The organism is Flagellimonas sp. L-11 (assembly GCF_056857735.1).
Genome location: NZ_JBSXNR010000074.1, coordinates 75535 through 90177 on the forward strand (window position 1 = coordinate 75535; position 14643 = coordinate 90177).

General features: G+C 41.8%; 10 protein-coding genes. 2 read left to right on the top strand and 8 right to left on the bottom strand.

The window, feature by feature from the left end:
* Positions 1–14 precede the first annotated feature (14 nt).
* The 3 genes from AC13CC_RS15245 to AC13CC_RS15255 are packed head-to-tail and all read right to left on the bottom strand — an operon-like array spanning position 15 to position 5114.
* Positions 15–1346, bottom strand: coding sequence for a M28 family metallopeptidase (locus tag AC13CC_RS15245; protein ID WP_482877502.1), 1332 nt, complete (start codon positions 1344–1346; stop codon positions 15–17).
* Between the two features lie 37 nt (positions 1347–1383).
* The gene (locus tag AC13CC_RS15250; protein ID WP_482877504.1) at positions 1384–2907 is read right to left on the bottom strand and encodes a nuclear transport factor 2 family protein; all 1524 of its coding nucleotides are present in this window, start codon (positions 2905–2907) and stop codon (positions 1384–1386) included.
* Positions 2904–5114, bottom strand: coding sequence for a bifunctional alpha,alpha-trehalose-phosphate synthase (UDP-forming)/trehalose-phosphatase (locus tag AC13CC_RS15255; RefSeq protein ID WP_326279685.1), 2211 nt, complete (start codon positions 5112–5114; stop codon positions 2904–2906). The genes AC13CC_RS15250 and AC13CC_RS15255 overlap by 4 nt, the downstream gene beginning before the upstream one ends.
* A 103-nt stretch (positions 5115–5217) precedes the next feature.
* Here AC13CC_RS15255 and AC13CC_RS15260 point away from each other — a divergent pair, with 103 nt between their 5' ends.
* Positions 5218–7017, top strand: coding sequence for a glycoside hydrolase family 15 protein (locus AC13CC_RS15260; protein ID WP_326279687.1), 1800 nt, complete (start codon positions 5218–5220; stop codon positions 7015–7017).
* A 309-nt stretch (positions 7018–7326) separates the two neighbouring features.
* Here the strand turns inward: AC13CC_RS15260 and AC13CC_RS15265 are convergent, their stop codons facing one another.
* The 5 genes from AC13CC_RS15265 to AC13CC_RS15285 all read right to left on the bottom strand — a co-directional run bounded on the left by AC13CC_RS15265 (position 7327) and on the right by AC13CC_RS15285 (position 13704).
* Positions 7327–9132 (bottom strand): acyl-CoA dehydrogenase family protein, encoded by a 1806-nt coding sequence (locus tag AC13CC_RS15265; protein WP_482877505.1) that lies wholly within the window; start codon positions 9130–9132, stop codon positions 7327–7329.
* Positions 9133–9173: 41 nt separating this feature from the next.
* Entirely contained in the window at positions 9174–9503 is a 330-nt protein-coding gene (locus AC13CC_RS15270; protein WP_482877506.1) for a four helix bundle protein, read from the bottom strand.
* Positions 9504–9564: 61 nt separating this feature from the next.
* A complete protein-coding gene (locus tag AC13CC_RS15275; RefSeq protein ID WP_482877507.1) occupies positions 9565–10755 on the bottom strand; it encodes an acetyl-CoA C-acyltransferase in 1191 nt (396 codons plus the stop codon).
* Positions 10756–10833: 78 nt separating this feature from the next.
* A complete protein-coding gene (locus AC13CC_RS15280; RefSeq protein ID WP_482877508.1) occupies positions 10834–13239 on the bottom strand; it encodes a 3-hydroxyacyl-CoA dehydrogenase NAD-binding domain-containing protein in 2406 nt (801 codons plus the stop codon).
* A gap of 15 nt (positions 13240–13254) precedes the next feature.
* A complete protein-coding gene (locus AC13CC_RS15285) occupies positions 13255–13704 on the bottom strand; it encodes a MarR family winged helix-turn-helix transcriptional regulator (protein ID WP_326279697.1) in 450 nt (149 codons plus the stop codon).
* A gap of 200 nt (positions 13705–13904) precedes the next feature.
* Between AC13CC_RS15285 and AC13CC_RS15290 the strand changes: the two genes are divergently transcribed.
* Complete coding sequence (locus tag AC13CC_RS15290) at positions 13905–14159, top strand: hypothetical protein (protein ID WP_326279698.1); 255 nt, start codon at positions 13905–13907, stop codon at positions 14157–14159.
* The last annotated feature ends 484 nt before the right edge of the window (positions 14160–14643 follow it).

Sequence of the window (14643 nt, forward strand, 5' to 3'; positions counted from 1 at the left end):
ATGACATTCAAATCCTACCTAAAAACCTTGTTTGGGAAAACCACCGGGCTTTCGTGCCCATTCTCACCAACAGCGGCCACTCCAAAGAAGTAATTATCAATAACTACGCCTTCCAAAGTATGTTCGCTAACATCGCCAACATATTTATAATTGTCCCAAGTAGGCGAGGTGGTGTCCCTCCAATAGATTTTATAGCCAACGGCCCCATCCACTTTGCTCCATCTTAGTTTGGCGCTGGGTTCCACAATACCGCCAATTTCTACGGTTTCTGGAGCTGGCGGAGCCCACGCAATAGAAGCTAGGCTAATGGCATTGACAGCAGTAAGTTTTTTGGCATATTCAAAATTTACGTGCTCCAACACATCACCATAGGCGATGCCGTCTTCCACACGAATATCTTGATGTTGCTGTGTGTAATTTTCATGGGCCTCCATAATTCGAATACCCGCGTATCCCGCATCATTAAAAGGTCTGTGATGACCACCACGACCAAACCTATCCAATCGGTAAATCATCATGGGGTTCATTTCGGGCATATAGGTTTTGGTGGTTTTGTACACATATCTGGCCAATTGGCGGGAGATACCATCTACTTCGCCACCGTAAAAACGTCTTGCTCTCCGTTCTTGTTCGGTTTCGGTAGGCGGAACGGGTTCTGAGAAAATCCTGAAATCCCTATTGCTCACCACACCGTCCACTCCGGTGATGTTCCCAATCATATCATTATTGAGGATACCCACAATATCCCAGCCTTTTTTCTTGGCATAAGCAGCCAAGCCTTTTCCACCATACAGTCCTTGCTCTTCACCCGAAAGACCAACGTAAATAATGCTACTCTCGAACTTGTACTTGGATAGCACTCGCGAAGCTTCAATGGTGCCCGCCATACCGCTGGCATTATCGTTGGCTCCAGGAGAATCGGAAGTGTAATTGGTTGGATTGCTTACGCGTGAATCAATATCACCGCTCATAATAATAAAGCGGTTCGGAAACTTGGTTCCACGTTGAATCGCCACTACGTTTACAACTTCAACATCTTTGACTATTCGGGCGTTATCACCTTCTTCAATCAGGTTTTTTTGATAAAACACTTCCAAACAATCTCCACAATTAGAAGAAATTTTGTCAAACTCTGACTTGATCCACCTCCTTGCGGCACCAATTCCTCGGGTTTGTGAAACGGTATCGCTCAAAGTGTGCCTTGTGCCAAAATTAACGAGGGTGGTCACATCACTTTCAATACGATCTGCCGATACGGAATTGATGATGTCGTACATCCGGGTATCGGTTTGGGAAAAACCAATGGATGTGATGGTTAACAATAGGAGCGTAAGTACTTTTTTCATTTTTGTGAGATTTAGTTAGTTTAAAATTCTTTAAAAATTATTTGATGAACGTAACCTTGGCAATTTCGCCATTATCTACTTCATAAATGCCAATGGCATTTATGAGCATTCCATTGACGGTTACGGATTCATGGTCAATTACCTTGTTTCCGATTACGATTCTGTTTTGTATTTCACAATGCAAATCCGGGGTATCCTCAAAAAAGGAACCGTACCGTTGTGCAAGTTTGGATTTACCCTTTAGATTGAGCGATTTCGGAAAATCATATAGCTCAATCCCATTGGCATAAGTGTCGGTAAAAGCCTCAATATCCCTATTGTTGTAGGCCTCCAATTGCTCCTGTACAACACTTTCGGCATCGGTCAAGGGCCCATCGGGGAAAACAAAGGTCATGGAAGCAATCAATCCATTTTCTACTTGATAGATGGCGACTTGGTGTCCGTCCCTGCCATCTACTTTGGTTTTTTCCTCATCTATTATGGTGTTTCCGAGGATGATCCGGTTCACCACTTCAACGCTCGAAGATTTTACGTTTTCGAAGAAGCGTTCGTAGTTGTCCCTCATGGTACTATTTCCTTGATACATTTTCTCATTGGGAAAACGTTGCACCAGTACATTGTCTGCAAAGCAGGCTACGAATCCATCTAAATCTCGACTATTAAAGGCTTTTACTTGCTTTTGAATAATTTTTGCCGGTGATTCCTCGGCCACGAATGCCAATCGTTTGCTGTTAGGGCTGATAGCAATACGGCTAATGTTATTGATTTCTTCTTGTGGAAACTCAATGATGGTTTCCCAATCAGCATCTGAACTCAGTTTCTTTGTCAAAAGCCTTTTACCCGCTCCAGTAATGATGGTGTTTTCATCCAACCAACAAATATCTTCTTCTTGGGCATAAGTCTTGGTTATTTTCTTTGATTCACCCGTAATGGGGTCCAAAGACATTATTTCCCAAGTATTATTTCTCTTGCTTATAAAACTAATGAGGTCCGTTCCCGGTATTTTATGCAATGATCGACCTACGTTTTGGTGAACGGTTTGTTGTGTTCCTTTTTCAAGGTCCATAACTTTTAAGTCCATTCTATTTTCCATCAAAACGGTAGCTACCAAAATGTGGTCGTTAAACCAAACATGGTATCCAATCTTTAGATCTGTGATCGGGGTTGATTCGCTTGTTTCAAAGTCATACTCATACAAACGTTGCAGGCCATCCAAATCCAATCGAATTGCAGAAATAGCATTTTTACCGGGGATGCGAAGGGGCGAATATTCGCTTCCTGTCGTGGTATAGGTCAACCAAGACGAAGTGCTGCCCTCATTCACATTAAATTGAAGAACGTCTGTTTGGTCTTGCCTTGTTGAAGCAAACAAAACAGAATCATCATCCCAAAAAGAGGGTTGGTTGTCGTAACCGGGATTGTTGGAAATATTTTTTGGATTGGACAGGGTAGGCTTTGCATTGTTTACCTTAAGGTCAAAAAGATAGACTTCCGTATCGGTCTGCGCCCACCCTAGAGCGCTTACCAATAATGAGCAAATCAAAAAAAAACCTCGTGTCATTGTTTTGTAAAACGTTTTAAAAGTTGCCGTACCCTTTTGGTGTTTTCCACATGGTATTTGGCCTGTGTTTTTTTGAGTCCCACTTTTACGGTAATTGCCGAATCTGGCAGTTCTTGGAACATAAATTCATCCGTCCAGTCATCACCAATGGCAAATACAAAGTCATAATCACCTTCACTCAACATTCTCGTGGCGGCCCTACCTTTGTTTACATTGCTGCTTTTTACCTCCATGACCTTGTTTCCGTTTAAAACGCTAATATCGTCATTCCCGATTAAACTACGTAAAACAGTATTGAGTTCTGTTGCTCTTTTTGTACCAAAATCGGGATCGGTGTTTCTGTAATGCCAAGCCAAGGAATAATTTTTTTCCTCGATAAAGGAGCCGGGTGTCCTATCCACGAAAGATTCCAAAACAGGTCTTATTTTGCTCATCCATCCGCTTTTGACTTGTTCCAGTAACTTAAAGTCATCGCCGTTTCTGGAAATCCACACGCCATGTTCTACGATCATATTATATTTTTTGGGCAAAAACCAACGGCCAAAGGTTTCTTTGTCTCGTCCGCTTATTAAAAATACAGTGGTGTTCTCTTGCTGGTGCAATTCGTCCAAAAGTTCGTAAAGTTCTTCATCGGGAGAGGCTTGTTGTGGGTCTTTATGGAAGCCGGCCAAGGTACCGTCATAATCCAAGAACAACAAGCGTTTTTTCGATGCTATATAAGCTTTTTCAATGGACATGAGGATTTGTGGCGACATTTTTTCGGAAATAAAGGCTTGGCCCAAATCCCTATTTTCCTTTAGGGCGTTCATGAACTCGTTGGCCCAGACCTCCACATTGTAGCGTTCCAATCTTTTTTGTAAAAAAGTGTTCCTGGAAACTTGCTCTTCCAATGGCATGTTAAAGGCTCTTTTTAGGGTGTCCGCTTGTTGCTCAAAGTTATTGGGATTGATTAACAGGGCTTCGTTCATTTCGTATGCGGAACCGGCCATTTCACTTAAAATAAGTACTCCGGATTTGTCCGTTCGTGTGGCGATATATTCCTTGGCGACCAAGTTCATTCCGTCTCTGAGCGGGGTAAGCCACGCTATGTCACTGGAAGTGTATAGGTCGATCAAGCTTTCGAATGGCAAGGAACGGTAGAAATACCAGATCGGGGTCCAATTTATGGTGGACAATTCCCCATTGATCCTTCCTACCAGTTCATCAACTTCTCTTTTTAACAGTTGATATTGAGGTACATTGGAGCGAGATGGCACAGCTAGGATAATCAATCTCACTTTTTCTTTGTACTCTGGATATTTTTGAAGGAAGTACTCAAAAGCATTGATACGTTTTGCAATGCCCTTGCTATAATCCAATCGGTCTATGGAAAGGATGAGCTTGGTATCTGGAGCCGAGGCTTTGTGGTTATCCAACCTAACCTGAAGATCACTTCGCTCATCTTGGCTTTTGGACTCATGCGAGATTGCGGCATCCCTGAATTTTTTGTAATCTATTCCCATAGGGAAGGAATCCACTTTAATGACCCGATTGTCCAAATAAATCTCGTTGAAGCTTACATCCAATCCTATAAGCCTTCGTACAGAACTTAAAAAGTGTCTTTCGTAATCGTAAGTATGGAAACCTATAAGATCCGAGCCTAACAATCCTTCCAAAATTTCATCACGCCAAGGCAATGTTCGGAATATTTCAAAAGAGGGGAAGGGAATATGTAAAAAGAATCCGATTGTAGTATCGGGACGTTTTTCACGCACCATTTGAGGAACCAGCATCAATTGGTAATCATGGATCCAAATAGTGTCGTCCTCGTCCGAATTTTCTATAATGGCATCTGCAAATTTCTGGTTTACCTTTTTATAGGTGTCCCAATAATTCAGTTCAAACTCGGAATACTTCAAAAAATAATGGAACAGGGGCCAAATGGTTCTATTGCTAAAACCGTAGTAAAAGCCATCAATTTCATCGGAATTGAGCTTTACCTTGGCACAACCATGTTCTTTTAATGCTTTATCAATGTCATCTTCAAGTTCTTCGGGTGTGTCCTCGTCGGTTAACCCGGACCAACCTATCCAAAGACTTTCGCCACCGCTATGTACGGATTTCATCCCCGTAGCCAAACCCCCAACACTTGGTATTGCATTAATGGTTCCGTTGCTAATTTGTAACTGAACGGGTAATCGATTTGAGATTATGATAGTTTTTCCCATAAAAGGATGATTTTTGACGTATTTTAATTTTTTGTTTCTTTAAAATTCGGGAAATTCGAGCGCAAAACCAATTCATTCTAACCCTTTTGAGAATTTTTGACCTATGGACAACTTGAATTATGGAATTATAGGAAATTGCAGAAGTGCGGCATTAATTTCCAAAGAAGGCTCCATAGACTGGTGTTGCCTGCCGCAATTTGATTCAACATCGATATTTGCGAAGCTGTTGGATGAGCAAAAAGGGGGCAGTTTTGAGATACACCCAAATGGTGATTATACCATTCAACAAGAATATTATCGCAACACGGCGATTTTGATTACACGCTTTACCGATGGGGATAATATTTTTGAGTTGCACGACTTTATGCCCCGTCACCATAAAATGCATGGGAAGTACATGGCGCAGCCAGAGATTATCCGCTATGTAAAATATGTTTCTGGTGCACCAAAATTCAAGGTAAAATATGACCCTAAATTGGAATATGGATTAGGTGCAACCAAACATTTTGTAAAAGAGGATTTTATTGCCAGCCTTACCCATAAGTTAAAATATGACACCTTGTTCCTGTACACATCTTTTGATAAAGAGCGTGTTTTGGGTGGTGAGGAGATAAGTTTGGAGGAAGACGGATATTTTTTGATTCGTTACAACGAAAAGATATTGATGCCGACCACGGATAAAATGGGGCTGGAACTGGAACGCACCAAGGTATATTGGTTGGATTGGGTAGCAAAGACACCCGACTACAAAAAGTTTAAAGAAGAAATTGTTAGGAGCGCCATAACCCTAAAAATGCTGACCTACGACAAGACTGGGGCGGTTTTGGCAGCTGCGACCACATCCTTGCCCGAAACCATTGGTGAGGTTAGGAATTGGGATTACCGTTTTTGCTGGATTCGTGATGCATCCATGGTAATAAAGGTGGTTTCGGAACTTGGACATAAGAATTCGGCCAAGCGTTATCTTCAGTTTATTATTGATTTGATGCCTGACAAAGATGAAAAACTCCAGATTATGTATGGTATCAACAAGGAAAAAACATTAACAGAGAAGACCTTGGATCATTTTGATGGATACAAAGGCTCCAAACCTGTTCGCGTTGGTAATGCGGCCTACAAGCAACGTCAAAATGATATTTATGGCATTTTGATGGATGTGATTTATGAGCAACTAAGGAACTTTAGCAACGATATTGAGAATGTGGAGGAACTTTGGAGCATTACTAAAGGAATTGTTTGGATTGTTGGAAAACACTGGAAGGAACCGGACAAAGGTATCTGGGAATTCCGTGGGGAAGACAAACATTTTACCTTTTCCAAAGTGTTGTGTTGGGTAGCTTTGGATCGCGCTATAAAAGTGGCTCAAATGTTCGGTAAAACCCGAAAACTGGCACGTTGGACGGCCCTTGAGCAGGAAATTAAGGAAGATATCCACGAAAACGCCTGGAACAATGATATCAATGCCTTTGTGCAATGTTATGGGTCCCGCCATTTGGATGCCTCGGTGCTTTTGATGGAACCATATGGTTTTATCCATGCGCGCGACCCTAAATATGTAAATACGGTCAAAGCCATAGAAGATGGGCTTAGCAACGATGGTCTTTTGTACCGATATAAAAACGAAGATGATTTTGGGCTTCCTTCCTCATCATTCACCATTTGTACATTTTGGTTCATCAATGCCTTGTTCAAAATAGGGGAGGAGGAAAAGGCCTTGGAACAGTTTGAACGTTTATTGGGCTACAGCAACCATTTGGGGCTGTTTAGCGAGGACATCGACTTTAAAACTAAAAGGTTGTTGGGCAACTTTCCACAAGCATACTCGCATTTGGCATTAATTGAATGTGCCATCAACTTTTCCAAAAAACAGAAGGACGAGCAAATATTGGAATCCATCAAGTAAAGTTTTTGCATAAAATAATTGTCGTTTTGAGCGTAGTCGAGAAGTCTTACAAAAACCTAAGCCTTAGATTGGTCTCGACTGCGCTCAACCTGACATAAGTGCTCCCGTTGGTGCAAGCGTCACGCTCGTATCTTCTTGCTAATTGATTATTTTTCAAAGCGTAAAATTTCAATTTGGTCTCTACTCCCTGTCCGTCCGGCAATCGGGCACTACCTAACATAAATACATCAAGAAAAGTGGGTGATAAAAAACGCCCCGACCGGGGCGTTTTCAAATCCAAGCGGGTTTTTATCCCAACACATATTTGAATTAGTCAAAGGTATACCCGTTGTCTGCAGCGACTTTATCAGCAATTTGCGTCCTAAGTTTCACCACATTGGGTTGGTTTGTATACTTGGTAAAGCGTTTAAGTCCCATCAACATCATACGTTGTTCATCACCTTCGGCAAAGGAAACAATACCTTCCTTTGCTTTTTGTTGGATAATGTCAACGGCCCTGTACAAATACAATTTGGTCATGGCTATTTGTGTTGCTTGGGCTTCTTCACCAAAGCGTTTTGCATTTTTCTCCGTTCTTAGGATAGCTGATTCTGCCATATAAATTTGAATCAAGATATCGGAAGCGGCCATCAACAACATTTGATGTTTTTCCAAGTCGGGTCCGAATTTTTGAACGGCACTACCAGCAACCATCAAGAATACTTTTTTCAATCGGATTAATAAGTCTTTTTCTTCTGATAGTAACTCAGAGTAATCAGGTATATCAAAAGATGGTATGCCCAACAATTCTTCACCTACGGCAGTAGCTGGACCTAAAAGATCTACATGGCCTTTCATGGCTTTTTTAACCAACATGCCTACGGAAAGCATACGGTTGATTTCGTTCGTGCCTTCATAAATTCTGGAAATACGGGCATCTCTCCAAGCAGATTCCATTGGGGTATCGGCACTAAAGCCCATTCCTCCAAAAATTTGGATGCCTTCGTCCGTGGTATGCTGTACATGTTCAGATACGGCCACTTTCAAAATAGAGCACTCAATCGCATATTCTTCAACACCTTTAAGCTCTGCTTCTTGGTGTGAATTTCCATTGGCTTCGCGAATGAAGATTCTATCCTCGATATTTTTGGCGGCACGGTAACAAGCAGCTTCGTCCACATAAGCATTGGTGGCCATGTCGGCAATCTTTGCTTTAATGGCGCCAAAGTTTATAATCGGAGTTTTAAACTGAACGCGCTCGTTGGCATATTTTGTAGCTTCGTTGATTACGCGGCGTTGCGCCTCTAAACAGGCAGCAGCCAATTTGATCCTGCCCACATTTAAGGCATTCATGGCTATTTTAAATCCATTGCCTCTTTCAGAAAGCATATTTTCAACAGGCACCTTGGTTTCGCTGAAGAATACCTGCCGGGTAGAGGAGGAGTGGATACCCAATTTTTTTTCCTCATCACCAAGACTGATTCCATTTCCCGGATCGTTCTCCACAATGAACCCGGTAATATTTTTATCGTTTTCGATTCTGGCAAAAACAATGAACAGGTTACAGAAACCAGCGTTTGAAATCCACATTTTCTGTCCTGTGATGCTGTAATATTTGCCATCATCGGAAAGGATGGCCTTTGTTTTACCTGAGTTTGCATCGGAACCCGCTCCTGGCTCAGTCAAACAATAAGCTCCGAACCATTCGCCTGTGGCCAATCTGGGAACATATTTTTGTTTTTGCTCTTCAGTTCCATATAATGTAATGGGCAAGGTTCCAATTCCGGTATGTGCTCCAAATGCTGTACTAAAAGATCCCGTAGCACCTGAAATGTAATCACAGACCAACATAGTGGAAACAAATCCCATTCCCATACCGCCATAAGCTTCAGGAACTGCCACACTCAGCAAGCCAAGTTCACCAGCCTTTTTCATACATTCTTCGGTATAGGCATAGTCTTTTTTCTCAAAACGTTCCCAATGTGCCCAAAGCTCGCGGTCTACAAATTCCTTGGTGCTTTCGCGCATCATTTTTTGTTCTTCGTTGAGGTCTTCAAGGGTGAACACGTCCTCACATTTGGTCTCTTTGACCAAGAATTGACCTCCTCTCAGTATGTCTTTTTCTTTTGTTTCCATTTTTGATTATGATTAAAGAAGATAGAAAATAGATGAAAGACTTATTCCAATCGGTTTTGAAACCCCATGGTCATTTTTTGCCATTCTTCAATTTTATCTTCAAGTGTATTTAAAATTTCGGTGTTAATATATTTTCGGTGTTTTGCAATCAAAAGTTGTATGCCGAGTTCAAAAGAGGACCCTAATGCAATATCTATGAAGTACTTAAAAGATTTATCTGTTCTAGATAATCCTTCAGCAACATTACTAGGCATTGAAACTGAGCATCTACTTATCTGGGAACTTAGGTCATATCGTTGATGTTTTGGAAAATTGAGGAGCAAATCGGAAATGTCGTTGGCTATTTCCAATCCGAGCAACCAAATTTTCATTTTTTATAATTGTGCCTTTTCATCGAAGATGTCTCTTTTCTCTAATCTCTTTTCTTCTATTTTAGGAAAGAAATTCAAATATCCCTGCGGCACCTTGCCCGGTGCCTACGCACATGGTGACCATACCGTATTTGCCTTTCATGTCTTGCTTTCTCATCTCATCAAAAAGCTGAACCGATAGTTTGGCGCCTGTACATCCCAGTGGGTGCCCCAGTGCAATAGCTCCTCCGTTTACGTTTACAATGTCTTGGTTTAGGCCAAGTTCCCTGATAACGGCCAACGATTGCGATGCAAAGGCTTCGTTTAACTCAATAAGGTCTATTTGGTCCTGTTTCATTCCGGCTTGTTTCAATGCTTTTGGAATGGCTTTTACAGGGCCAATTCCCATGATTCGTGGTTCTACCCCTGCCGCGGCATAGTTTACCAATCGTGCAATGGGTTCCAAGTTGAGTTCTTTCACCATTTCTTCGCTCATTACCATAACAAAAGCGGCACCATCACTCATTTGTGATGAATTTCCAGCGGTAACGCTCCCACCTTCGGCAAAAACAGGCCTAAGTTTGTTCAAAGTTGGGATGTTGGTGCCTTTTCTCGGCCCTTCATCTTTATTGACGGTGTAATTTTTTGTTTCCTTTTTACCAGCTTCGTTCACAAAGGTGTGCTCTACTTCAATAGGAACAATTTGGTCTTGAAAGCGACCTTCTTCTTGTGCTTTTAACGCTTTCATGTGCGAATTGTAGGCAAACTCGTCTTGGTCCTCGCGAGATACCTTGAACTGTTTGGCAACCGCTTCGGCTGTTAGGCCCATTCCCCAATAATAGTCTTCGTGCCCTTCTTTGGCCGTGGCGTAATCTGGCGTTGGTTTGTAACCTCCCATGGGGATGTAGCTCATGCTCTCCGCACCACCGGCTATGATGCAATCTGCCATTCCCGATTGTATTTTGGCTGTTGCAATACCAATCGTCTCCAGTCCGGATGCGCAATAGCGATTTACGGTCACCCCGGGCACATCGTCAATATCCAGTCCCATTAGTGAGATAAGCCTAGCCATGTTCAAGCCTTGCTCGGCCTCGGGCATGGCATTCCCAACAATAACGTCATCAATACGTTTTTTGTCCAATTGGGGAAGCTCTTTCATCATGTGTTCTATGGTTTCGGCAGCCAGTTCATCAGGTCGCTTAAACCGGAACAGTCCTTTGGGTGCTTTGCCTACGGCTGTTCTGTATGCTTTTACTATGTATGCTGTTTTCATTTTTTCTTTTTGATTTTTAGATTCAAGAACCAAGAGTCAGGATTTTGGGTCTTGGCTCTTTTGTCTTGATTCTTGTGTCTAGTTCCTCAACGGTTTTCCTGTTTTCAACATATGCTGAATACGTTCCAAAGTCTTTCTTTCGGTACAAAGGGATAGAAATGCTTCTCTTTCCAAGTCCAAAAGATATTGTTCGCTTACCATTGTGGCTTCCGAAAGGTCGCCCCCGGCCATAACATAGGCCAATTTATCGGCAATCTTTTTGTCGTGTTCAGAAATATAGTGACCAGCTTCCATGGAATCCGTTCCTACCAAGAACATACCCAAGGCCTGTTTTCCAAGTACTTTTACATCTTTTCGCTTCACAGGCTTAGTGTAACCCGCATCTGCCATAAGTTTAGCATAGGCTTTTGCTGTTGCAATCTGACGGTCTTTGTTGACGACCACTACATCTTTTCCTTTTTGCAAAATGCCCAAATCAAAGGCTTCATAAGCCGATGTGGACACTTTGGCCATTCCGATGGTGAGAAAATACTCTTGAAGCACATTGAGCTCCACATCATTTTTTCTGAAAATATCCGAAGCGCGAAGCGCCATTTCTTTGGAACCACCACCGCCGGGGATTACCCCAACGCCAAACTCCACCAAACCGATATAGGTTTCGGCAGCGGCCACAACTTTATCCGCATGAAGTGAAAGTTCACATCCACCCCCAAGTGCCATACCGTGCGGTGCAGCTACGGTTGGAATAGAGGAATATCGCATCCGCATCATCGTGTCCTGGAACATTTTGATGGCCATGTTCAGCTCATCATATTCTTGTTCCACCGCCATCATGAAAATCATTCCGATATTGGCGCCAACAGAGAAATTGGCAGCTTGGTTACCTATGACCAATCCTGCAAAATCTTTTTCGGCTAGGTCAACGGCCTTGTTCAATCCTGCCAACACATCGCCGCCAATGGTGTTCATTTTGGATTGGAATTCACAGTTTAGGATTCCATCACCCAAATCTTCGATAACAACACCACTGTTTTTGAAAACTTCTTTGGTTTTTCTGATGTTGTCCAAAATGATGAATGCATCCTGACCCGGAACTTTTTCCATAGTCTTTTTAGGAATATCATAGAAGTAAGTGTTACCTTCTTTTATGGTATAGAAGGTATCAATTCCTGCATTTTTCATTTTAGCGATCCAAGGCGCGGCTTCCAAACCTTCAGCCTTGATGAATTCAAGACCTTTATCCAGTCCAACGGCATCCCAAATTTGGAAGGGGCCGTGTTCCCAGCCAAAACCAGCCTTCATGGCATCATCTATCTTGTACAATTCATCCGTGATTTCTGGAATACGGTGGGTGACGTAGGCGAAAAGTGCCCCAAAACTTTTCCGATAGAACGCTCCGGCTTTATCTTTTCCATCTACCAAAACGGGAAAACGGTCAATTACCTTATCAATGGTTTTGGTGAGTTCTAAAGTGGCAAATTTTGCACTCTTTTTGGAACGGTAATCCATGGTGTCCAAATCCAAGGTCAAGATTTCACTTTTACCATCATCCCCTTTGATTTTTTTATAGAAACCTTGTCCAGATTTGCTGCCCAACCACTTATTGGCCATCATGGTTTGGATAAAGTCGGGCAACTGGAACAGTTTGTGGCGTTCATCGTCTTTACAGTTTTCACTGATTCCATTGGCTACGTGCACAAGGGTATCCAACCCTACCACATCCACGGTACGGAAGGTAGCGGATTTAGGCCGTCCAATAACGGGGCCTGTCAATTTATCGACTTCTTCGACCGTCATCCCCATTTCTTTTACGGCATGGAAAAGGCTTTGGATACTGAAAATTCCGATTCTGTTTCCGATAAAGGCGGGCGTGTCTTTAGCAACAACCGATGTTTTCCCCAAGAACTGCTCGCCATATCCGTTTAGGAACTCCAGAACCTCTTTGGAGGTTTTTGGTCCCGGAATGATTTCAAAAAGTTTGAGGTAACGTGCGGGGTTAAAAAAGTGGGTTCCACAAAAATGCTTTTGGAAATCTTCACTTCTTTCTACGCTCATAAACCGAATAGGTATTCCAGAAGTGTTGGAAGTGATGAGTGTTCCCGGTGTGCGGTGTTTGTCCAAATTCTCAAACACTCGTTTTTTGATGTCCAAGCGTTCCACGACCACTTCTATGATCCAATCTACGTCGGCCACTTTGGAAATATCATCTTCTAGGTTTCCAGTGGTGATGCGGTCAGCAAAGCTTTTGTGATAAATAGGGGAGGGTTTGGATTTAAGGGCAGAAGCAAGGGATTCGTTCACCAAGCGATTGCGGACCGTTTTGTCTTCCAAGGTAAGTCCTTGCGCCTTTTCCTTATCGGTAAGTTCACGGGGGACTATATCCAATAATAGAACCTCAACCCCAATATTCGCAAAATGGCATGCAATGCCACTTCCCATAATTCCGGAACCGATTACGGCAACTTTGTTTATATGCCTTTTCATGTGCAAGTTTGTAATTTAGTTATTAGTTGTTTTTGAATAGATTTTTTTATCTGTAATAAGTTTATTGATAGTTTCAATGATTCTAAAGAAGCCCAACAAATCTTCTTGAGAGGTATGTTCTTTTACGACTTCGTTGAAACGCAGTACTACTTCTTTGGACTCCTTTCGTTTTTCCAAACCCAGCGGGGTAAGATAAATCAGAACGCCGCGCCCATCTCTTGGGTTACGTTTACGTTGTATGTAGCCTTTTTGCTCAATATTTTTTAAGATCCTTGACAAACTAGTTGCTTCCATCCCCATTTTGGGCCCCAATGTGGTACTTGGTGTACCTCCTTTGGGGTCAATGCTCAGTAAGGTAAATCCAATGGCCATTGTAAGCCCATAGTTTTTAGCTTCCTCATTGTACATTTTGCTAACAGCCTGCCAAGTGGCCCTTAGGGCGTAATCAATGGTCAAATCTTTCATGGAACAGGTTTGGTGTTCTCAAATATATAAAAAATTTATTATGCATGCATAATAAATTTGAGTTAAGTATCTATGTTTTTTTATCAAAAAATGAGAAGAATACTTCATACATCAATTCAAATGGGGCATAGGTCAGATCGTAGTTAAAATGACAGCATGAATGGATATTGTGAAAATCCCTATTTACCAAAATATTTATTATGAATATCAAAAATCTATTATGTGCGATTATTTCGCTTGCGTTGCTATGGTCGTGTGGTAAGGACGATAGCTCGGAATCACCCAAGAACAATGCTCCTAAAATTGAGGCACAAAGCTTTACGGGTGCTGAAGATATTATGGATAGGGATGAAATACGAAAAATAATAGCCACGGATAAGGATAATGATGACCTTTATTTTTCTATCATAGAAAATGATAACGGACTTTTTCTCTTTCATCTGAAGGTAATTTAGCATTATCAAAAGGAAAGACTCTTGATTACGAATCGGTAATAGAACACACAATTAAAGTAAGGGTAACCGATGGTATTGATAAAATAGATGGCCAAATAAAGATAAAAGGTTTAAATGTTGATCACGCCTTGGCTGAAGATGAAAACTCCTTTGTTACCTTATGGAATATAACCGAAGAGAATTTTGATATTACCATTAGATATTGATGTTGGTGTGTCAGGACTAAAATATTGTCTTGAAAGCGAAGCGACAGCAGCACGTGAAACCTTGGTCAACGATTTCGGTTTGATTTTAATGACGATATAGGTATTGCTTGCAATTAATCACAACATTATACTTTAACAAAAAGAGGCCGTCTAAAAACATTTAGGCGGTCTTTTTATTTAGGGGGTGATTTGTGGGTGCCTGCCTTAATGTTGCGTTTTATCGATTTATTTCCCTTGGAAAAAATCGGGCCATAGGGTCCCTATGCCCTTAAAGTTGC